Origin of the sequence: Bacillus sp. MYb56 (assembly GCF_002976445.1) — a bacterium.
GTDB lineage: Bacteria > Bacillota > Bacilli > Bacillales > Bacillaceae_G > Bacillus_A > Bacillus_A mycoides.
Genome location: NZ_PCOH01000013.1, coordinates 37,177 through 56,908, shown reverse-complemented (window position 1 = coordinate 56,908; position 19,732 = coordinate 37,177). Strand labels below are relative to the sequence as shown.

Below are 19,732 nucleotides of genomic sequence, written 5' to 3'. Positions count from 1 at the left end.
TGATTAGAGGTGTAAAATGATGTGGGATTTTCCGAAAAAATGGTTGGGATTAGTGGTTATTATTGGCACTTTGATTTTTCTTTTTTTCTGGAAAACGAATCAGCAAACAGAGCGATCGCTCGTTACAACGGAAGTTCAAGTGAAAGATGTGGAGAAAAAAAGTAAACCGAAAGTATTGGATGCAAAGGAGCAGAAAAAAATAATTATAATTGATGTGAAAGGGGCGGTTTTTAAAGAGGGTGTGTATGAAATGAAGGAAGGGGACCGGGTGAAGGAGGCGGTTGAAAAAGCTGGTGGTTTGTTGCCGGATGCAGATGTGAAGAAAGTGAATTTGGCGCAAATGGTCCAAGACCAAATGCTTCTGTATGTTCCTAACAAGAATGAGCCAGTGCAAGAAGGGGCTACTTTTTCAAAAAGCGAAGGTAAAGTGCAAATAAATACAGCTTCTAAAGAGCAACTTGAAAAAATAACAGGCATTGGTTCTCGGAAAGCGGAAAGTATTTTGAAATACCGAGAAGAACATGGTCCGTTTCAGAAAATAGAAGATTTATTAGAAATTGATGGGATTGGTGCGAAGTCTTTAGAGAAAATAAAAGATCAAATTATTATTCCATAAAAGATTGACGAAGTTTTTCTTTTTTCGCTACACTACAAGTAGACAAAAAAGAAGGTGAAAAATATGGAACGAATTTCATGGGATCAATATTTTATGACGCAAAGCCATCTACTATCTTTACGTAGTACATGTACAAGGCTTGCGGTAGGAGCGACAATCGTTCGTGATAAACGAATTATTGCTGGTGGATATAACGGTTCAATTAAAGGTGGTGTGCATTGTATAGACGATGGTTGCTATGTCATTGATAATCATTGCGTTCGTACAATTCATGCTGAAATGAATGCTTTATTGCAATGTGCGAAATTTGGTGCAAAAACAGAGGAAGCGGAAATTTATGTCACACATTTTCCTTGTTTGCAGTGCTGTAAGGCGATTATTCAAAGTGGTGTTACAGCGGTTTATTATGCACAGGACTATAAAAATCATCCGTATGCCGTAGAGTTATTTGAACAAGCGAGTGTAACGGTAAAGCACGTTCCGCTAGAATACGATATTACATCGCTAGAGGAACAAGAGCGTCATTTACAGCTAAAGGAATTATTCGCAGCTTTAGAAAAAGATAATTTATCAATGGAAGAATTACAGCGTGTATTCACTAAAGCGAAAATGATGCTATAAGGAGTGAGTATGAGTTGAATGGGCAATGGGGCTATGTTGCAATCTCGTTTATAATTGGGATTGCAATTACCTTTTCCGCATCGCATTTGTTGGCTGCTTGTTGTTTCGTTTGTTATGTTTTATTTTGTTTATATCGTACTTCGCGTAAAACCTTCATATTTTGTATAATAGCGTGTTTTAGTGGCGTTATGTACACCACGTATGTTCAGAGTCTAAATAAGCCGCTAGGGGATTCCTATGAAGTTACACGAGGGGTCGTGCAAAATACACCTCTAATTAATGGGGATCGTCTCTCTTTTCAAATTGAAGATCAGAATAAAAACTTAGTGCAGTTAAATTATAAAATACAATCTGCTTCGGAAAAGAAGCAGTTGCAACAATTACATGCAGGTATATCGTGTACATTTAAAGGGGAGGTGAAAGAACCACAAACTGCCCGGAATTTTCATGTTTTTGATTATCGTAATTATTTATATCAGCAAAAAATACATTTTATATTTGATGTGACATACATTTCTGAATGTCACAAAACATCGTTGTCACTCGTGCAATGGATTTTCCTTCTCAGGCAACAAACAATCTCGAAAGTTACAGAAATGTTCCCGGAACAATCAGGTGCATTTATGAACGCATTATTATTTGGAGATCGACAACAAATGACGTTTGAAGTAGAAGAGCAATATCAACAATTTGGTCTTATACATTTGTTAGCAATTTCAGGATCGCATATCGTATTATTAATGGTTATAATGTATTTTGTTTTGCTAAGAAGTGGTGTGACGAAAGAGATAGCAACAGTATGTCTTATAGTTTGCATTCCTCTGTATATGATCATAGCGGGGGCGTCGCCATCTGTTGTGAGGGCTTCTATAACAGGAGTTTTATTATTGGTAGCTTTCATATGCTCTGTTCGCTTATCTAGTCTAGACGCCTTAAGTATAACGGCTATATGTATGCTTATATACGATCCGTATCTTATTTTCAACATTGGATTTCAATTCTCATTTGTAGGTAGTTTTTCTTTACTACTATCTGCGCCGATATTATTAGGGCGTAGTAATGGGATAGTTCGAAATTCTATTTACATTTCTATAATTTCACAGCTCGCTAGTACCCCCATCTTGTTATATCATTTTGGTTATTTTTCTCCTTATAGCATTTTCCTCAATCTTATATATGTTCCTTTTCTATCCATTATTGTATTGCCGTGTAGCATCATTATTCTTATATGTATGCCGGTTATTCCATTTTTCGCAAAAGGAATTGCATATGTACTTTCACTATGTTTAACCATTTCTAATGATTTTCTAAGTTACTGTGAAAGTTTCCCTTTCATCCGACTTACTTTTGGTCAAACTCCTTTATTTCTTGTGGCTATATATTGTTTTAGTATCGTTAGTATATTTGTGATTTGGGAAAGGGTAATAACGAAAAAAATTTTGTGCATAGTTGTGGGTGTGTTTCTTTTTATTAGTACTTGTCATTATGTATATCCATATTTTCGCGAAAGTGGGAGTGTTACATTTCTTGATGTTGGACAGGGAGATGCGATATTAATTCGTCTTCCATACGATAAAGAGGTTTATCTTATTGATACAGGAGGAGCCCTTTCTGTCAAGAAGGAAGCGTGGCAACAGAAAAAGCATGAATTTTCTGTTGGGCATGATATTCTTGTTCCTTTTTTACAAAAAGAAGGTATAAAAACGATTGATAAATTAATTGTAACGCACGGAGATGCGGATCATATAGGTGCTGCGCTGGATTTGCTGTCATCTATTATTGTAAAAGAAGTTGTATTTGGGAGAAAGGAACAAGATGCTGTATTGGAAAAAGTGGTGAAGAAAAAGGCGTTAGAAAAGAGCGTGAAGATAAGTGTAGTAGGAGAAGGGGAAGGTTGGAGGGTAAATGAAGCGGAATTTTTCGTATTAGCTCCAAAGGGGAAAGAAAAGGGAGAAAATGACTCTTCGATTGTACTATGGGCCAGACTAGGGGGACTAACATGGCTATTTACGGGTGATCTAGAAGAAGAAGGAGAAAAGTTTATAGTATCAACATATCCTGATTTGCGGGCTAATATTTTAAAAGTTGCCCACCATGGGAGTAAAACATCGTCTACAGACCCATTTTTAAGCCTTGTACAGCCTGCTGTAGCGATTATTTCTGTGGGGGAGCGTAATGGGTATGGGCACCCGCATAAGGAAGTTATAGAGCGTTTTAAGAAGATGGGTATTGATATATGGCGTACGGATAAGCAAGGTGCTATTTCCTATGTTTTTAATGGAGAAAAAGGAACCTTTCAAAGTAAAATCACATATGATGAAACACATAGAAGATGAAAAAAAGAAGACTGCCGTTAAGCAGCAGCCTTTAAGAACCGATGAATTTAATAACAGTTGCAATAATGAAAAGTGTTGCGAAAAAACCAAATGAGACGATAAATCCTACCCCTGAATCAATAGCGTCATTGCGTTTACTTTGAACGTTTTGTTCAAAATCATTCATTTAGAATCCCTCCCCAACATTCCATTTTAGTATAAAATATTGTCAGAAAAAAATCTACAATTTCCATATGAAGTGAAATAGAGTATTTGTATACTTTCTCTAGTTAGTTAAGTAGCGTGAATTTTTCATTTCCAATCATGTTAACAGTTGGCACTTATACTAAGATTATTATTGTAAATAATAAAGGGAAGGTGATTACCGCACACCAATAAGAAATCCGGGGCTTATTGCGTGGCGTTTTATATAAATAAAGGGGCGGGTTATAAAGACCGTCCCTTTGTACTTGTAAAACAAAAGCTAGGGCATTAGTATAAATATATATTGCCAAGTTAGGGAGTAGGAAAAAATATGAGTGATATACATAAGAAGATTAAAAAGAAACAGTTCGCTCCGTTGTATGTACTGTATGGAACGGAAGCCTATTTTATAAATGAAACGATAAAGCTTATTACAACGGAAGCGCTTGAAGAGGAAGATCGAGAGTTTAATGTTGTGACATACGATTTGGAAGAAGCGTATTTAGAAGATGTAGTTGAGGATGCGCATACGCTTCCTTTTTTTGGAGAGCGTAAAGTTATATTAATAAAATCACCACTATTTTTAACGGCACAAAAAGAAAAATTAGAACAAAATATAAAAATTTTAGAAGAATATATTGGGGAGCCATCTCCTTTTTCTATTCTTGTTTTTGTTGCGCCTTATGAAAAATTAGACGAACGAAAAAAAATTACAAAACTATTAAAGAAAACAGCGGATGTAATAGAAGCAAATGCGATGCAAGTGCAGGATGTTCAGAAGTGGATTGTTTCTCGTGCGGATGAGGTGCATGTGCATATTGATAATGCAGCTGTTAGTTTATTGTTAGAGCTTGTGGGAAGTAATGTAACAATGTTGGCGAAGGAAATGGACAAGTTAACGTTATACGTCGGTATGGGCGGAGAAATTACGCCAAAACTTGTCACGGAACTTGTGCCGAAATCTGTTGAGCAAAACGTGTTTGCTTTAACAGAAAAAGTGGTGAAAAAAGATATCGCTGGTGCGATGCAAATTTTAGACGGATTATTTACACAGCAGGAAGAACCGATTAAACTGCTCGCTTTATTAGTAAGTCAGTTCCGCTTGCTACATCAAGTGAAAGAGTTGCAACAGCGTGGTTACGGACAAAATCAAATCGCGTCCCATATTGGTGTACATCCGTACCGGGTAAAGTTGGCGATGAATCAAACGAAGTTTTTCTCTTTTGAAGAATTAAAAAAAGTTATTATAGAATTGGCGGAAGCTGATTATAGTATGAAGACTGGAAAGATGGATAAGAAACTTGTGCTTGAGTTTTTCTTAATAAGGTTAAATCATATGTAGTGACACAAAAAAGTTCACGTACTTAGTACGTGAACTTTTTTGTGTATATAAAAAACGATCCGAATGGATCGTTTTTTAAACGCCTTACGCGTTTACTTGTTTCGCTAAGCGAGATTTTTGACGAGCTGCAGCGTTTTGGTGGATAAGACCTTTACGAGCTGCTTTGTCAAGTTTTTTAGAAGCAGTTTTGAAAGCTTCTTTAGCATTTTCAAGATCGTTATTAGTAACTAAAGTTTCTACAGTTTTAACAGCAGTACGCATGTCAGACTTGATAGAAGCGTTATGTGAACGACGCTCTTCGCTAAGTTTAGCGCGTTTGATAGCAGATTTGATGTTTGCCATACTTTTCACCTCCCTGGTGCAATCGAATGACTCGATTCTTACATAGAACAAGTGATATTTTATCAAACGGTGAAGAGAATTGCAATAGTATATCAATGAAATTTCACGTAAAGGAAAGAATGACCTAATATAACTTGGGGAAATCTAACGATATTTACTATGAATTACGGAGGAGATACGATGAAAGAACCATTAGATTTAAGTAAATATAGTGTTAGAACTGACCTTGCTGTAGAGGCGCACCAAATGCTACAAGAGCGCCAAGAAGAACAAAAAGGGATACAGGGAGTTATTGTAAAAGAGAGGGAAGAAGAGGGAGTTACAATTACAAAAGTAACTATTGATGAAATTGCATCTGAGTCGATGGGGAAAAAACCTGGAAGTTATTTAACTCTTGAGGTGCAAGGTATACGACAACAAGATACGGAACTTCAGCAAAAGGTAGAGCGTATTTTTGCAAAAGAATTTTCTTATTTCTTAGAAGAGGTTGGAGTTTCAAAAGAAGCGAGTTGTTTAATCGTAGGTCTTGGGAATTGGAATGTAACGCCGGATGCACTCGGACCGATAGTTGTAGAGAACGTATTGGTGACGAGACATTTGTTTAAATTGCAGCCTGAAAGTGTGGAAGAAGGGTTTAGACCTGTTAGTGCCATTCGTCCAGGGGTAATGGGAATTACAGGGATTGAAACGAGCGATGTCATTTACGGAATTATTGAGAAGACAAAACCAGACTTTGTCATCGCAATTGATGCATTAGCTGCGCGTTCTATTGAACGAGTAAATAGTACGATACAAATTTCTGATACAGGAATTCATCCAGGATCTGGTGTTGGGAATAAGCGTAAGGAACTAAGTAAAGAAACATTAGGTATTCCTGTTATCGCAATTGGTGTGCCAACTGTGGTAGATGCTGTTTCGATTACGAGTGATACAATTGATTTTATTTTGAAACATTTTGGCCGGGAACTGAAAGAAGGAAACAAACCGTCACGCTCTTTATTGCCAGCAGGTTTTACATTTGGAGAAAAGAAAAAATTAACAGAAGAAGATATGCCAGATGAAAAGAGTCGAAATATGTTTTTAGGAGCTATTGGTACGTTAGAAGAAGAAGAAAAGAGAAAGTTAATTTATGAAGTGTTATCTCCTCTTGGTCATAATTTAATGGTAACTCCAAAAGAAGTAGATGCGTTTATTGAGGATATGGCAAATGTAATAGCCAGCGGTTTAAATGCAGCGCTGCATCATCAGATTGATCAGGATAATACAGGGGCATATACACATTGATGGAAAGAGGCAGAAATAGCTTGAGTCAATTTACGCTGTTATGTATATGCGGTACAGTCTTATGTTTGCTTATGATGATAGCTGGAGTGGGACTCGCTAATCATGGTCTAAAAAGTATGAAGGGATATCGTCAGCTGTCATATGAACAAATTGCTCATATGACAGGAACAGAAGGCGCTGGGGCTGAATCGGAAATTTCGGGAGAGACGTTTTCGACTATTGAAAAACAAAAACAGTTAGAAAGCTTAAGAAGTTTTAATGTTGTAGAAGGTATCGGTATGGCGATAGCAAGTGTTGCTCGTGATATGACAAAGTTTGGAACGGATATAGTTGTTGGGGCAATAAAAGGAATTTTTAGTTAAGGGTAGCGGGAAGGATGGTTGTCTTATGTTTGTAAGAGAGCTGTCTTTTAATTTGAAAAAGGTTTGTCTCTTATGGTTTGTTCGCATAAGATATAGATAGAGTGATTTGTATTGTAAGCAGCACGAGTTTTCATTGAATCTTTGCTGCTCTATTGATATAATCAGTGCTAGTGTATATTGGCGAGACTATTAGGAGTTGAGAACATAGATGAATAAAGAAGAAAGAGCAAAAAGACAGTCCAAAATTCGTAACTTCTCCATCATTGCTCACATTGACCACGGGAAATCAACGTTGGCAGACCGTATTTTGGAGAAAACAAACGCGTTGGCACAGCGCGAAATGAAGGCGCAATTGCTTGACTCTATGGAGTTGGAGCGTGAGCGTGGTATTACAATTAAATTAAATGCAGTACAACTAACGTATAAAGCGAAAGACGGTGAAGAGTATATTCTTCACTTAATCGATACTCCAGGACACGTCGACTTTACGTACGAAGTATCTCGTAGTTTAGCGGCTTGTGAAGGTGCAATTCTTGTAGTGGATGCAGCGCAAGGAATTGAGGCGCAAACATTAGCGAACGTATATTTAGCGCTTGATAATAATTTAGAAATCTTACCAGTTATTAATAAAATCGACTTACCAAGTGCAGACCCAGAACGCGTACGTCAAGAGGTAGAAGATGTAATTGGTTTAGATGCATCGGAAGCTGTACTTGCTTCAGCGAAAGCTGGCATTGGTATTGAAGAAATTTTAGAACAAATCGTTGAAAAGGTACCAGCTCCAACAGGTGATTCAGAAGAGCCGTTACAATGTATGATTTTCGATTCTTTATATGATCCGTACCGTGGTGTAATTGCATATATCCGTGTTGTAAATGGAACGGTAAAAGTTGGCGATAAAGTACGTATGATGGCAACTGGAAAAGAATTTGAAGTAACAGAAGTAGGTGTGTTTACACCGAAAACGACGCAACGTGACGAGTTAACAGTAGGTGATGTAGGTTTCTTGGCAGCATCTATTAAAAATGTAGGCGATACACGTGTTGGTGATACGATTACACATGCGAAACGTCCGGCTGCAGAGCCGTTAAAAGGGTATCGAAAATTAAACCCAATGGTATTCTGTGGTTTATATCCAATCGATTCTGCACGTTATAACGACTTACGTGATGCGTTAGAAAAACTAGAATTGAATGATTCTGCTCTTGAATTTGAGCCTGAAACATCTCAAGCTTTAGGTTTTGGTTTCCGTTGTGGTTTCTTAGGGCTTCTTCACATGGAGATTATTCAAGAACGTATTGAACGTGAATTCAAGATTGACTTAATTACAACAGCGCCAAGTGTTATTTATAAAGTGTATTTAACAAACGGTGAAGATTTTATTGTTGATAATCCATCTAATATGCCAGATCCACAGACTATCGATCGTGTAGAAGAGCCGTTTGTGAAGGCTGCAATTATGGTTCCGAATGACTATGTTGGAGCTGTAATGGAAATTTGCCAAGGGAAACGTGGAACGTTTATTGATATGCAATATTTAGATGAAACACGTGTTACATTGACATATGAAATCCCGTTATCAGAAATCGTATATGATTTCTTCGATCAATTGAAATCAAATACGAAAGGATATGCATCATTTGACTACGAGTTAATTGGTTATAAACCATCTAAACTTGTGAAAATGGATATTCTTTTAAATAATGAACAAGTGGATGCTTTATCATTTATTGTACATCGTGATTCAGCGTATGACCGTGGTAAAGTAATTGTAGAGAAATTAAAGAAATTAATTCCAAGACAACAGTTTGAAGTGCCAATTCAGGCGACTATCGGAAATAAAGTTGTATCTCGTTCTACAATTAAGGCGATGCGTAAAAACGTACTTGCAAAATGTTACGGTGGTGACATTTCTCGTAAGCGTAAACTTCTTGATAAGCAAAAAGAAGGTAAAAAACGTATGAAGTCTGTTGGTTCTGTAGAAGTGCCGCAAGAAGCATTCATGGCTGTACTGAAAATGGATGATAACTAATGGAGTGAACTATAATTAGTGGAGATTTTTCTATTCTTCGCTAATTATTAGCCCGCACCAATCGTGATAAAAGTAGAAGCCGTTCGTTCGGCTTCTTTTTTATATGCTACTTTTTAGACATCTTATCATCTCTCATTTACAATAGTGAGAGAGCTTTTTAGTGATTGATATAGAGTTAGGAGACTATTAATGTCCGAAAATATTCGAAAAGATATTCGAGAGAAAATACAAAAAGGTAATTTTAATTGCGAAAAGGAACTGACGCTTTCTATAATTAGTGGGAAGTGGAAAGTTGTGATATTGTGGCACTTAGGTGTGGAAGGTCCGCATCGTTTTAGTGAATTGCAACGTCTGTTCCCGAGCATTTCTCATAAAGTGTTGTCAAATCAATTGAAAGAGTTAATGGAGGACGGGATTGTTGATCGAACGGTATACCCGGAAATTCCTCCGCGTGTTGAGTACTATATGACGGAATTAGGTATGTCGCTTTTACCGATCGTTGAAATGATGTATGATTGGGGAAAAATGCGAATGGAACAAATCCGTAATACAGTAGAGAAGTAAAGAATCCTCCGGAGTGCGGAGGTTTTCTTTTTAGAAAGGTAGGAGTTATATTTGGTACAAGCTGCATATATTCATATTCCATTTTGTCAGCATATTTGTCACTATTGTGATTTTAATAAAGTATTTATTGAACGCCAACCGGTTGATCAATACTTACAATATTTAGAGAAAGAAATAATAAATACGGTTCAAAAAGTACCGTTTGAAAGTATGAAAACGATTTTTGTTGGCGGAGGAACTCCGACAGCTTTAAATATGGAGCAAACAAAAAAACTACTCGACATCATTAACCGTCGTTTGCGCCTATTTGCGCCGAATTGTGAATTAACATTTGAAGCGAATCCAGGTGATTTACCGAAAGAGAAGTTGAACGTATTGCTAGAAGGTGGAGTAAACCGAATTAGTTTTGGTGTGCAAACGTTTCGTGATGAGCTACTTGAGAAGATTGGACGCAGACATACGAGAGAAGATGCATTCGTAGCAATTCGAGAAGCGCAGGAAGTCGGTTTTACAAATATTAATGTAGATTTAATTTATGCTCTGCCAGGACAGACGATAGAAGATGTAAAGGAAACATTAGACATTGCTTTTACGCTTGGTGTACAACATTTCTCGGCATATTCCTTAATTGTGGAACCGAAAACCGTGTTTTATAACTTAATGAATAAAGGGAAATTAAGACTTCCAGGTGAAGACCATGAAGCGAAAATGTACGAAATGGTAATGGATGAAATGGAGAAACATGGTTATAACCAGTATGAGATTAGTAACTTCTCAAAAGGTAATAATGAAAGTAGACATAATCTCACATACTGGAATAATGAAGAGTATTATGGATTTGGAGCTGGAGCGCATAGCTATGTGAACGGGGAACGAATTCAAAATGTAGGTCCGCTCAAGCAATATTTCACTAAAATTGATGAGACAGGATTTCCATATTTAGATGTTCACCCAGTGACAGAGAAAGAAAAAATGGAAGAAGAGTTGTTCTTAGGACTTCGAAAAACAAAAGGTGTTTCTAAGTTAGAATTCCAAAAGAAATTTAATGTGGAGATGGACCATGTTTTTGCAAAGCAGTTACAAAGTAATCAAGAACAAGGATTACTTGAAAACAGAGATGGACATGTTTGTTTAACGAGGAAAGGGAAACTATTAGGGAATGAAGTATTCCAGTCATTTTTGATTGATTAATTAAATGTGCCATAAGCGCGAAAATTTTTTGTTATTTCGTGACGTTTCCGTTGACAATTGAATGTCAATTTTGGTAAGTTATTAATAGATTTAGCACTCGAAGACAAAGAGTGCTAACAGAGGTGATGATGAGATGCTTACGGAACGTCAGCTCTTAATTTTACAAACAATTGTTGATGACTTTATTGGATCAGCGCAACCAGTTGGTTCGAGGACGTTGGCTAAGAAAGATGAAATTACGTTTAGTTCAGCTACTATTCGAAATGAAATGGCTGATTTAGAAGAATTAGGATTTATTGAAAAAACGCATAGTTCTTCTGGGCGTGTTCCTTCTGAAAAAGGATACCGATTTTATGTAGACCATCTTTTAGCGCCGCAAAACTTACCGACCGATGAAATTGTACAAATTAAAGATTTATTTGCTGAAAGAATTTTTGAAGCAGAAAAAATTGCACAACAATCAGCTCAAATTTTATCAGAGCTTACGAATTATACGGCCATTGTTCTTGGTCCCAAATTGAGCACAAATAAACTTAAAAATGTACAAATTGTACCGCTTGATCGTCAAACAGCAGTCGCTATTATTGTAACAGATACAGGGCATGTGCAAAGTAAAACGATTACCGTTCCGGAATCTGTTGATTTATCAGATTTAGAAAAAATGGTTAATATTTTAAATGAAAAGCTATCTGGTATACCTATGGCAGAACTTCATAATAAAATCTTTAAAGAGATTGTTACAGTCTTGCGTGGGTATGTTCATAATTACGATAGTGCAATAAAAATGTTAGATGGTACATTTCAAGTCCCTTTATCGGAAAAGATATACTTTGGAGGAAAAGCAAATATGCTTTCGCAACCAGAGTTCCATGACATTCACAAAGTAAGATCTTTGCTGACGATGATCGATAATGAGGCTGCGTTTTATGACATTTTGCGTCATAAACAAGTCGGAATTCAAGTGAAAATTGGTAGAGAAAATTCTTCTACGGCAATGGAGGATTGCAGTTTGATTTCTGCAACGTATTCGATTGGAGAAGAGCAACTTGGAACAATTGCAATTTTAGGTCCGACGAGAATGCAATACTCTCGTGTAATTAGTTTACTGCAGTTATTTACAAGACAATTTACAGACGGACTTAAAAAGTAAATGAGAGTAATACATTCGCTCAAGTGATGAAATTTTCATTGCTGTGTGTAATATATAATGCTTAGGTAATCATGCTAAGCATGATACCTAATACCTTTTAAGGAGGTGAAAATTGTGGAAGAGCGTAACGAACAAGTGAAAGAAGCGCAAGTTGAAGAAGCTGTCACGCCAGAAAACAGTGAAAAAACTGTAGAAGAAAAAAGTGAGGCTGCTCTTTTACAAGAAAAAGTAGATGAGTTACAAGCGAAACTAACGGAAACGGAAGGTCGCACATTACGTCTACAAGCTGATTTTGAAAATTATAAGCGCCGTGTCCAAATGGATAAACAGGCTGCTGATAAATATAGAGCACAAAGTCTAGTTTCAGATATTTTGCCAGCTCTTGATAATTTTGAAAGAGCGATGCAAGTGGAAGCGACTGACGAGCAAACGCAATCCTTGTTACAAGGTATGGAAATGGTGCATCGTCAATTGCTAGAAGCGTTGACTAAGGAAGGTGTTGAAGCGATTGAAGCTGTTGGTAAACAGTTTGATCCGAATGAACACCAAGCTATTATGCAAGTGGAAGACAGTGAATTTGAATCAAACGCGGTAGTTGAAGAATTCCAAAAAGGTTATAAACTAAAAGACCGTGTGATTCGCCCATCAATGGTAAAAGTAAATCAATAATTTACATAAAAGTAGGAGGATTCGCCATGAGTAAAATTATCGGTATTGACTTAGGTACAACAAACTCTTGTGTAGCTGTTATGGAAGGTGGAGAACCAAAGGTTATCCCAAATCCAGAAGGAAATCGTACAACACCTTCTGTTGTAGCTTTCAAAAATGAAGAGCGTCAAGTTGGGGAAGTTGCGAAGCGTCAAGCAATTACAAACCCAAATACAATCATGTCTGTTAAACGTCATATGGGTACAGACTACAAAGTAGAAGTTGAAGGTAAAGATTTTACACCTCAAGAAATTTCTGCAATCATTTTACAAAACTTAAAAGCTTCTGCTGAAGCATACTTAGGTGAAACAGTAACGAAAGCTGTTATTACAGTACCTGCATACTTCAACGATGCAGAGCGTCAAGCAACGAAAGATGCTGGTCGTATCGCTGGTTTAGAAGTTGAGCGTATCATTAACGAACCAACAGCCGCAGCACTTGCTTACGGTTTAGAAAAACAAGATGAAGAGCAAAAAATCTTAGTATATGACTTAGGTGGCGGTACATTTGATGTATCTATCCTTGAGTTAGCAGACGGCACATTCGAAGTTATTTCAACTGCTGGTGACAACCGTCTTGGTGGAGATGACTTTGACCAAGTTATCATCGATCATTTAGTAGCTGAATTCAAAAAAGAAAATAGCATTGATTTAAGCCAAGATAAAATGGCACTTCAACGTCTGAAAGATGCAGCTGAAAAAGCGAAGAAAGATCTTTCTGGTGTAACACAAACACAAATTTCATTACCATTCATTAGTGCTGGAGCTGCTGGCCCATTACACTTAGAATTAACGTTAACAAGAGCTAAATTCGAAGAAATTTCAGCTGGTCTTGTTGAAAGAACATTAGAGCCAACTCGTCGTGCATTAAAAGACGCTGGTTTTGCTCCAAGCGAATTAGATAAAGTTATCCTTGTTGGTGGATCTACTCGTATCCCAGCTGTACAAGAAGCAATTAAACGTGAAACTGGTAAAGAGCCATACAAAGGTGTAAACCCAGATGAAGTTGTAGCATTAGGTGCTGCAGTTCAAGGTGGCGTACTTACTGGTGATGTAGAGGGCGTTCTATTATTAGACGTAACTCCACTTTCTTTAGGTATCGAAACTATGGGCGGTGTGTTCACGAAACTAATCGAGCGTAACACTACAATTCCGACAAGTAAGTCACAAGTATTCTCAACAGCTGCTGATAACCAACCAGCGGTAGACATTCACGTACTACAAGGTGAGCGTCCAATGTCAGCTGACAACAAAACGTTAGGTCGTTTCCAATTAACAGACCTTCCGCCAGCACCACGTGGAATTCCACAAATCGAAGTAACATTCGATATTGATGCGAACGGTATCGTTAACGTACGTGCAAAAGACTTAGGTACAAGCAAAGAGCAAACTATTACAATCCAATCTTCTTCAGGTCTTTCTGATGAAGAAGTAGATCGTATGGTACAAGAAGCTGAATCAAATGCTGATGCTGACCAAAAACGTAAGGAAGAAGTTGAACTTCGTAACGAAGCTGACCAACTTGTATTCCAAACAGACAAAGTTGTAAAAGATTTAGAAGGTAAAGTAGATGCAGCTGAAGTAGCGAAAGCAACGGAAGCGAAAGAAGCATTACAAGCGGCAATCGAGAAAAACGAACTTGAAGAAATCCGTGTGAAAAAAGATGCTCTTCAAGAAATCGTACAACAATTAACTGTTAAATTATACGAGCAAGCTCAAGCGGCTGCAGGGCAAGCAGAAGGTGCACAAGGAGCACAAGACGCTGGCGCGAAAAAAGATAATGTAGTAGACGCTGAGTTTGAAGAAGTAAAAGAAGACAAGTAATACAGTGAAATAAAATAAGTAAGATGACAAAAAGTCAAAGTCAAGCGTGCCTTGGCTTTGGCTTTTTTCACGAATAAGAAGAAATGTGTGAGGATCTTAAGTTTTTTATTTTGCATACTGTAAGTGAGGAAACTTTGTTGCAAAGCACTTTCTTTCGGTGTTAAAATTACGTTTATGTGAAAGATTCGGGGGTTGTAAATTTATGAATAAACGAGACTATTATGAGGTCCTTGGACTTAGCCAGGGCGCTTCAAAAGATGAAATTAAAAAAGCGTATCGTCGTTTGGCTAAAAAGTACCATCCAGACGTAAGTAAAGAAGAAAATGCAATTGAAAAGTTTAAAGAAGTACAAGAAGCATACGAAGTATTAAGTGACGATCAAAAACGCGCGCAGTATGATCAATTTGGTCACGCTGGTCCGAATCAAGGTTTCGGTGGCGGAGGAGACTTCGGCGGTGGCTTCGGTTTCGAAGATATCTTTAGTTCATTCTTTGGCGGTGGCGGCGGAAGACGTCGTGATCCAAATGCTCCACGTCAAGGTGCTGATTTACAATATCAAGTTACTTTAGAGTTTGAAGAAGCTATTTTTGGTAAAGAATTAAACGTTGAGATTCCAGTGGAGGATCCATGTGATACTTGTAAGGGTAGTGGAGCAAAACCAGGGACTTCAAAAGAAACATGTAAACATTGTTCAGGATCAGGGCAAGTAAGTGTAGAACAAAATACACCATTTGGGCGTATTGTAAACCGTCAAGCTTGTGGACATTGTTCAGGAACAGGTCAAATGATTAAAGAGAAATGTACGACATGCCATGGTTCTGGTAAAGTTCGTAAACGTAAAAAAATCAATGTTAAAATTCCAGCGGGTATCGATAATGGTCAACAAATTCGTGTATCTGGAAAAGGTGAAGCAGGCGTAAATGGCGGACCAGCAGGTGACTTATATGTTGTTGTTCATGTGAGAAATCATGAATTCTTTGAACGCGAAGGGGATCACATTATTTGCGAAATGCCAATAACATTTGCGCAAATGGCACTTGGTGCGGAAGTAGAAGTTCCTACCGTTCATGGCAAAGTGAAGCTGAAAATTCCAGCAGGAACACAAACAGGAACAGAATTCCGCTTAAAAGGAAAAGGTGCTCCGAACGTACGTGGATATGGTCAAGGAGATCAATATGTAGTCGTTCGTGTTGTTGTGCCGACGAAATTAACTTCACATCAAAAAGATTTATTGCGTGAATTTGCAGGGCAAGAAGAGCAGGATGATAGCTTATTCAGAAAGCTTAAACGTGCTTTCAAAGGGGAATAATGGAAATAAAAAATGGAGTTGGTAAATTGTGAAATGGTCAGAAATTAGTATTCATACAACAGAAGAAGCAGTAGAAGCTGTCTCTCATATTTTGCATGAAGCAGGCGCTAGCGGGGTTGCGATTGAGGACCCAGCGGAGTTGACGAAAGAGCGCAAGCAACAATACGGTGAGATTTATGCACTTAACCCAGATGAATATCCAAGTGAGGGTGTTTTGGTAAAAGCATATTTCCCGCAAACGGATTCTTTACACGAAACGGTTGCAGGTGTAAAATCATCTATTGATGCACTACCATCTTTCGACATCGAAATTGGTAAAGGAACTATTACAATTAATGAAGTCGATGAGGAAGATTGGGCTACTGCTTGGAAGAAGTATTATCATCCAGTTCAAATTTCTGATACATTCACAATTGTGCCGACGTGGGAAGAGTATACACCGTCTTCTCCAGATGAAAAAATTATTGAATTAGATCCAGGTATGGCGTTTGGTACAGGGACACATCCAACAACGACGATGTGTATTCGTGCGTTAGAAAAAACGGTTCAGCCAGGTGATACTGTGATTGATGTGGGGACAGGTTCGGGGGTACTTAGTATTGCTGCGGCAAAATTAGGTGCGGCTTCTGTTCAAGCGTATGATTTAGACCCAGTTGCAGTTGAAAGTGCAGAAATGAATGTGCGCTTAAATAAAACAGATGACATTGTCAATGTTGGACAGAATAGTCTATTAGAAGGTATTGAAGGTCCAGTTGATTTAATCGTAGCAAATTTACTAGCGGAAATTATTCTTCTATTCCCTGAAGATGCAGCGAGAGTTGTGAAGCCAGGTGGATTATTTATTACATCTGGTATTATTGGGGCGAAAGAAAAAGTAATTTCTGAAGCGTTAGAAACAGCTGGATTTTCAATTGAAGAAGTACTTCGAATGGAAGATTGGGTAGCAATTATTGCACGAAATGCGTAATATAGATTTTAGTCTATAAAGAACAGGGGAGTCTCTCACCGTATAAGGTGAGGGACTTGCCGTTTGTTATATGAAAATGATAACGTTTCGTTCTTTTCGTAAGTGTTGACTTACGAAAGGAACGAAACTCTACTAAGGTGATTATATGCAACGTTATTTTGTAGAAGAGAAATATGTAAATGAGACAAGTATTCGCATAATGGGTGATGATGTCCATCACATCGCAAGAGTGATGCGTATGTCAGCTGGTGACCACATTTATTGCTGTGTAAATGGTAAAACAGCAGAGTGTTCAATTGCTGAAATTACCAGTGAATTTGTGGATACCGCTATTGTAGAATGGGTAGAGGCGTCAAGCGAACTTCCTGTGTTCGTGACGATTGCAAGTGGACTGCCGAAAGGAGATAAGCTAGAGTTAATTTTTCAAAAAGGAACTGAGCTTGGGGCAGCTGCATTTTTACCATTTCAAGCATCTCGATCTATTGTAAAGTGGGATGCGAAAAAAGCAGATAAAAAAGTTGAGCGTTTGAAAAAAATTGTAAAAGAAGCTGCGGAACAATCGCATAGAAGTGAAATTCCAGAAGTACACGTTCCCTCATCATTTAAACAACTGCTGTCGATGAGTAGCGAGTATGATGTTTGCCTTGTTGCGTATGAAGAAGAAGCGAAACAAGGTGAGAAATCTAATTTTGCGAAAGCTTTAGCGACGATTAAACCAGGCCAAAAGCTGCTGATTGTATTTGGACCAGAAGGCGGTTTAGCGGAGGAAGAGATAACCGCACTTCGTGAACATAAATTTGTACCATGTAGTTTAGGACCAAGAATTTTAAGAACAGAAACGGCTCCGCTTTATGCGTTAAGTGCCGCTTCTTATCATTTTGAATTGATGGGGTGATAATCAATGGCAACTGTTGCGTTCCACACGTTAGGTTGTAAAGTAAACCACTATGAAACAGAAGCGATTTGGCAATTGTTTAAACAAGGTGGTTATGAAAGAACTGAATATGAAAAAAAATCTGATGTATACGTTATTAACACATGTACAGTAACGAATACTGGAGATAAAAAAAGCCGTCAAGTAATTAGACGTGCTGTACGCCAAAATCCAGATGCGGTAATTTGTGTAACTGGATGTTATGCACAAACATCTCCAGCGGAAATTATGGCAATTCCAGGTGTAGATATTGTTGTTGGTACGCAAGATCGTGAGAAGATGTTAGGATACATCGAAGAATTCCGTAAAGAGCGTCAACCAATTAATGCTGTCCGTAATATTATGAAAACACGTGTATATGAAGAGCTCGATGTACCATATTTCACGGACCGTACACGTGCATCTTTAAAAATACAAGAAGGTTGTAATAACTTCTGTACATTTTGCATCATTCCTTGGGCGCGTGGTTTAATGCGTTCTCGTGATGGAAAAGAAGTTATTAAACAAGCGCAGCAATTAGTAGATGCTGGCTATAAAGAAATCGTATTAACAGGTATTCATACAGGTGGGTACGGTGAAGATATAAAAGAGTATAACTTAGCTGGATTACTGCGCGATATGGAAGCGGAAGTAGGCGGATTGAAACGCCTTCGTATTTCTTCTATTGAGGCGAGTCAAATTTCTGATGAAGTAATTGAAGTGTTAGATAAATCAGAAGTAGTTGTACGTCACTTGCATATTCCATTACAGTCAGGATCTAATACTGTATTGAAACGTATGCGCCGTAAGTATACGATGGAATTTTTCCAAGAGCGTTTAGATCGTTTGAAAGAAGCGTTACCAGGTCTTGCGATTACATCAGACGTAATTGTTGGATTCCCAGGCGAAACAGAAGAGGAATTCATGGAAACGTACAATTTCATTAAAGAGAATCGTTTCTCTGAATTACACGTTTTCCCTTATTCGAAACGTACAGGTACTCCAGCAGCACGTATGGAAGATCAAGTTCCTGAAGACGTGAAGAACGAGCGTGTTCACCGTCTAATTGAGCTATCAAATCAATTAGCGAAAGAGTATGCTTCTAGATTTGAAGGTGAAGTACTTGAAATCATTCCGGAAGAGACATTTAAAGATGGTGACCGTGAAGGTTTATATGTAGGTTATACAGATAACTACTTAAAAATTGTGTTTGAAGGATCTGAAGAATTGATTGGTAAGCTAGTAAAAGTGAAAATTACAAAAGCTGGTTATCCATATAACGAAGCGCAGTTTGTTCGTGTTCTTGAAGATGATGTAAAAAAAGAATCAGCAAGCGCATAAAATGAAACTTTAATCAGTGGGGGGGTTGTTCATCCCCGCTGATTATCAGCCTGACCCCCGCCTAAGTTCTTTGCTTTCGCTGAATTTTGAGGTGGGGGTCTTACTGTCCTGGCAAATAGCGGGATAAAAAAGCATGCAAACGGAAACGATTTGCATGCTTTCTTTTTTTTTGTGGAGAAGTTAAGTACTGAAAAGGCAGGTACGTTGAATGAGTAGTTATTTAATGCTTTCTTGTATTAAAAAAGGTGTAATGATAAAAAATATAGTTGTCTTCAGGGGAAAAGGATAATAGCTATCTAAATAGCTTTTGAACAGGTAAGGGCATCTATTCTTCTTTTATTCTGCCAAATAGTTGACCTGAAGTGATAAAATGTATTATAATCGTAAAAGACATGCTGAAGAAGGGTTTCTTTTTGCATGCTGAAATTAGTATGTAAGTGTGATGTTTCGGAGGGAGGGAAAGAGAATGTCAAAAACAGTCGTTCGTAAAAACGAGTCTTTGGAGGATGCACTTCGCCGTTTTAAAAGATCGGTTTCTAAAACTGGTACACTTGCTGAAGCAAGAAAGCGCGAGTTTTATGAAAAGCCAAGTGTAAAACGTAAGAAGAAATCTGAAGCGGCAAGAAAGCGTAAGTTCTAAGAGAGGGT

At 37.8% G+C, this 19,732-nt stretch carries 19 protein-coding genes; 17 read left to right on the top strand and 2 right to left on the bottom strand.

The features are described 5' to 3' along the window. Positions 1-16 precede the first annotated feature (16 nt). The 3 genes from CQ058_RS16740 (at position 17) to CQ058_RS16730 (ending at position 3,573) form a co-directional block, all read left to right on the top strand. Positions 17-616, top strand: a complete 600-nt coding sequence (locus tag CQ058_RS16740; protein WP_002129159.1) for a helix-hairpin-helix domain-containing protein — start codon at positions 17-19, stop codon at positions 614-616. 63 nt (positions 617-679) lie between these two features. Beyond that, positions 680-1,237 (top strand): ComE operon protein 2, encoded by a 558-nt coding sequence (locus CQ058_RS16735; RefSeq protein ID WP_002088698.1) that lies wholly within the window; start codon positions 680-682, stop codon positions 1,235-1,237. 14 nt (positions 1,238-1,251) lie between these two features. Further along, entirely contained in the window at positions 1,252-3,573 is a 2,322-nt protein-coding gene (locus tag CQ058_RS16730; RefSeq protein ID WP_002192487.1) for a DNA internalization-related competence protein ComEC/Rec2, read from the top strand. A 31-nt stretch (positions 3,574-3,604) separates the two neighbouring features. Here the strand turns inward: CQ058_RS16730 and CQ058_RS16725 are convergent, their stop codons facing one another. Continuing rightward, positions 3,605-3,739: a YqzM family protein gene (locus tag CQ058_RS16725; protein ID WP_000997609.1), complete on the bottom strand. Its 135-nt coding sequence runs from the start codon at positions 3,737-3,739 to the stop codon at positions 3,605-3,607. 348 nt (positions 3,740-4,087) lie between these two features. On the opposite strand from CQ058_RS16725, the gene holA reads away from it, so the two are divergent. Then, complete coding sequence (holA, locus tag CQ058_RS16720) at positions 4,088-5,098, top strand: DNA polymerase III subunit delta (protein WP_105589884.1); 1,011 nt, start codon at positions 4,088-4,090, stop codon at positions 5,096-5,098. An 84-nt stretch (positions 5,099-5,182) separates the two neighbouring features. Here holA and rpsT read toward each other — a convergent pair whose 3' ends face one another. Further along, positions 5,183-5,440: a 30S ribosomal protein S20 gene (gene rpsT, locus CQ058_RS16715; RefSeq protein ID WP_002088694.1), complete on the bottom strand. Its 258-nt coding sequence runs from the start codon at positions 5,438-5,440 to the stop codon at positions 5,183-5,185. Positions 5,441-5,620: 180 nt separating this feature from the next. Between rpsT and gpr the strand changes: the two genes are divergently transcribed. The 13 genes from gpr (at position 5,621) to rpsU (ending at position 19,724) form a co-directional block, all read left to right on the top strand. Beyond that, complete coding sequence (gpr, locus tag CQ058_RS16710) at positions 5,621-6,724, top strand: GPR endopeptidase (RefSeq protein ID WP_002088693.1); 1,104 nt, start codon at positions 5,621-5,623, stop codon at positions 6,722-6,724. Then, the gene (locus tag CQ058_RS16705; protein ID WP_087946951.1) at positions 6,724-7,086 is read left to right on the top strand and encodes a DUF3679 domain-containing protein; all 363 of its coding nucleotides are present in this window, start codon (positions 6,724-6,726) and stop codon (positions 7,084-7,086) included. The genes gpr and CQ058_RS16705 overlap by 1 nt, the downstream gene beginning before the upstream one ends. 208 nt (positions 7,087-7,294) lie before the next feature. Further along, positions 7,295-9,118 carry an elongation factor 4 gene (gene lepA, locus CQ058_RS16700; RefSeq protein ID WP_002015204.1) on the top strand — a complete coding sequence of 608 codons (1,824 nt, stop codon included), beginning with the start codon at positions 7,295-7,297 and terminating at the stop codon, positions 9,116-9,118. A gap of 189 nt (positions 9,119-9,307) precedes the next feature. Then, complete coding sequence (locus CQ058_RS16695; protein WP_002015203.1) at positions 9,308-9,682, top strand: winged helix-turn-helix transcriptional regulator; 375 nt, start codon at positions 9,308-9,310, stop codon at positions 9,680-9,682. 51 nt (positions 9,683-9,733) lie between these two features. Continuing rightward, positions 9,734-10,873 (top strand): radical SAM family heme chaperone HemW, encoded by a 1,140-nt coding sequence (gene hemW, locus CQ058_RS16690; RefSeq protein ID WP_002190704.1) that lies wholly within the window; start codon positions 9,734-9,736, stop codon positions 10,871-10,873. Between the two features lie 133 nt (positions 10,874-11,006). Beyond that, entirely contained in the window at positions 11,007-12,023 is a 1,017-nt protein-coding gene (gene hrcA, locus CQ058_RS16685; protein ID WP_002015201.1) for a heat-inducible transcriptional repressor HrcA, read from the top strand. Between the two features lie 114 nt (positions 12,024-12,137). Further along, positions 12,138-12,692, top strand: a complete 555-nt coding sequence (grpE, locus tag CQ058_RS16680) for a nucleotide exchange factor GrpE (RefSeq protein WP_105589883.1) — start codon at positions 12,138-12,140, stop codon at positions 12,690-12,692. A 26-nt stretch (positions 12,693-12,718) separates the two neighbouring features. Beyond that, a complete protein-coding gene (dnaK, locus tag CQ058_RS16675; protein WP_002015198.1) occupies positions 12,719-14,554 on the top strand; it encodes a chaperone protein DnaK in 1,836 nt (611 codons plus the stop codon). A 202-nt stretch (positions 14,555-14,756) separates the two neighbouring features. Continuing rightward, positions 14,757-15,863, top strand: a complete 1,107-nt coding sequence (dnaJ, locus tag CQ058_RS16670) for a chaperone protein DnaJ (RefSeq protein ID WP_002015197.1) — start codon at positions 14,757-14,759, stop codon at positions 15,861-15,863. A 28-nt stretch (positions 15,864-15,891) separates the two neighbouring features. Beyond that, the gene (prmA, locus tag CQ058_RS16665) at positions 15,892-16,830 is read left to right on the top strand and encodes a 50S ribosomal protein L11 methyltransferase (protein WP_002067162.1); all 939 of its coding nucleotides are present in this window, start codon (positions 15,892-15,894) and stop codon (positions 16,828-16,830) included. 145 nt (positions 16,831-16,975) lie between these two features. Then, the gene (locus CQ058_RS16660; protein WP_002190700.1) at positions 16,976-17,725 is read left to right on the top strand and encodes a 16S rRNA (uracil(1498)-N(3))-methyltransferase; all 750 of its coding nucleotides are present in this window, start codon (positions 16,976-16,978) and stop codon (positions 17,723-17,725) included. Positions 17,726-17,731: 6 nt separating this feature from the next. Then, positions 17,732-19,084 carry a tRNA (N(6)-L-threonylcarbamoyladenosine(37)-C(2))-methylthiotransferase MtaB gene (mtaB, locus tag CQ058_RS16655; protein WP_002190699.1) on the top strand — a complete coding sequence of 451 codons (1,353 nt, stop codon included), beginning with the start codon at positions 17,732-17,734 and terminating at the stop codon, positions 19,082-19,084. A gap of 466 nt (positions 19,085-19,550) precedes the next feature. After that, positions 19,551-19,724 carry a 30S ribosomal protein S21 gene (gene rpsU, locus CQ058_RS16650; RefSeq protein WP_000048061.1) on the top strand — a complete coding sequence of 58 codons (174 nt, stop codon included), beginning with the start codon at positions 19,551-19,553 and terminating at the stop codon, positions 19,722-19,724. The last annotated feature ends 8 nt before the right edge of the window (positions 19,725-19,732 follow it).

Excerpts from the sequence above, each read along its gene's own strand:
- CQ058_RS16740 (WP_002129159.1), top strand. The coding sequence starts at position 17 with ATGATGTGGGATTTTCCGAAAAAATGGTTGGGATTAGTGGTTATTATT.
- CQ058_RS16735 (WP_002088698.1), top strand. The coding sequence starts at position 680 with ATGGAACGAATTTCATGGGATCAATATTTTATGACGCAAAGCCATCTA.
- CQ058_RS16725 (WP_000997609.1), bottom strand. The coding sequence starts at position 3,739 with ATGAATGATTTTGAACAAAACGTTCAAAGTAAACGCAATGACGCTATT.
- holA (WP_105589884.1), top strand. The coding sequence starts at position 4,088 with ATGAGTGATATACATAAGAAGATTAAAAAGAAACAGTTCGCTCCGTTG.
- rpsT (WP_002088694.1), bottom strand. The coding sequence starts at position 5,440 with ATGGCAAACATCAAATCTGCTATCAAACGCGCTAAACTTAGCGAAGAG.
- gpr (WP_002088693.1), top strand. The coding sequence starts at position 5,621 with ATGAAAGAACCATTAGATTTAAGTAAATATAGTGTTAGAACTGACCTT.
- CQ058_RS16705 (WP_087946951.1), top strand. The coding sequence starts at position 6,724 with ATGGAAAGAGGCAGAAATAGCTTGAGTCAATTTACGCTGTTATGTATA.
- lepA (WP_002015204.1), top strand. The coding sequence starts at position 7,295 with ATGAATAAAGAAGAAAGAGCAAAAAGACAGTCCAAAATTCGTAACTTC.
- CQ058_RS16695 (WP_002015203.1), top strand. The coding sequence starts at position 9,308 with ATGTCCGAAAATATTCGAAAAGATATTCGAGAGAAAATACAAAAAGGT.
- hrcA (WP_002015201.1), top strand. The coding sequence starts at position 11,007 with ATGCTTACGGAACGTCAGCTCTTAATTTTACAAACAATTGTTGATGAC.
- dnaK (WP_002015198.1), top strand. The coding sequence starts at position 12,719 with ATGAGTAAAATTATCGGTATTGACTTAGGTACAACAAACTCTTGTGTA.
- dnaJ (WP_002015197.1), top strand. The coding sequence starts at position 14,757 with ATGAATAAACGAGACTATTATGAGGTCCTTGGACTTAGCCAGGGCGCT.
- CQ058_RS16660 (WP_002190700.1), top strand. The coding sequence starts at position 16,976 with ATGCAACGTTATTTTGTAGAAGAGAAATATGTAAATGAGACAAGTATT.
- mtaB (WP_002190699.1), top strand. The coding sequence starts at position 17,732 with ATGGCAACTGTTGCGTTCCACACGTTAGGTTGTAAAGTAAACCACTAT.
- rpsU (WP_000048061.1), top strand. The coding sequence starts at position 19,551 with ATGTCAAAAACAGTCGTTCGTAAAAACGAGTCTTTGGAGGATGCACTT.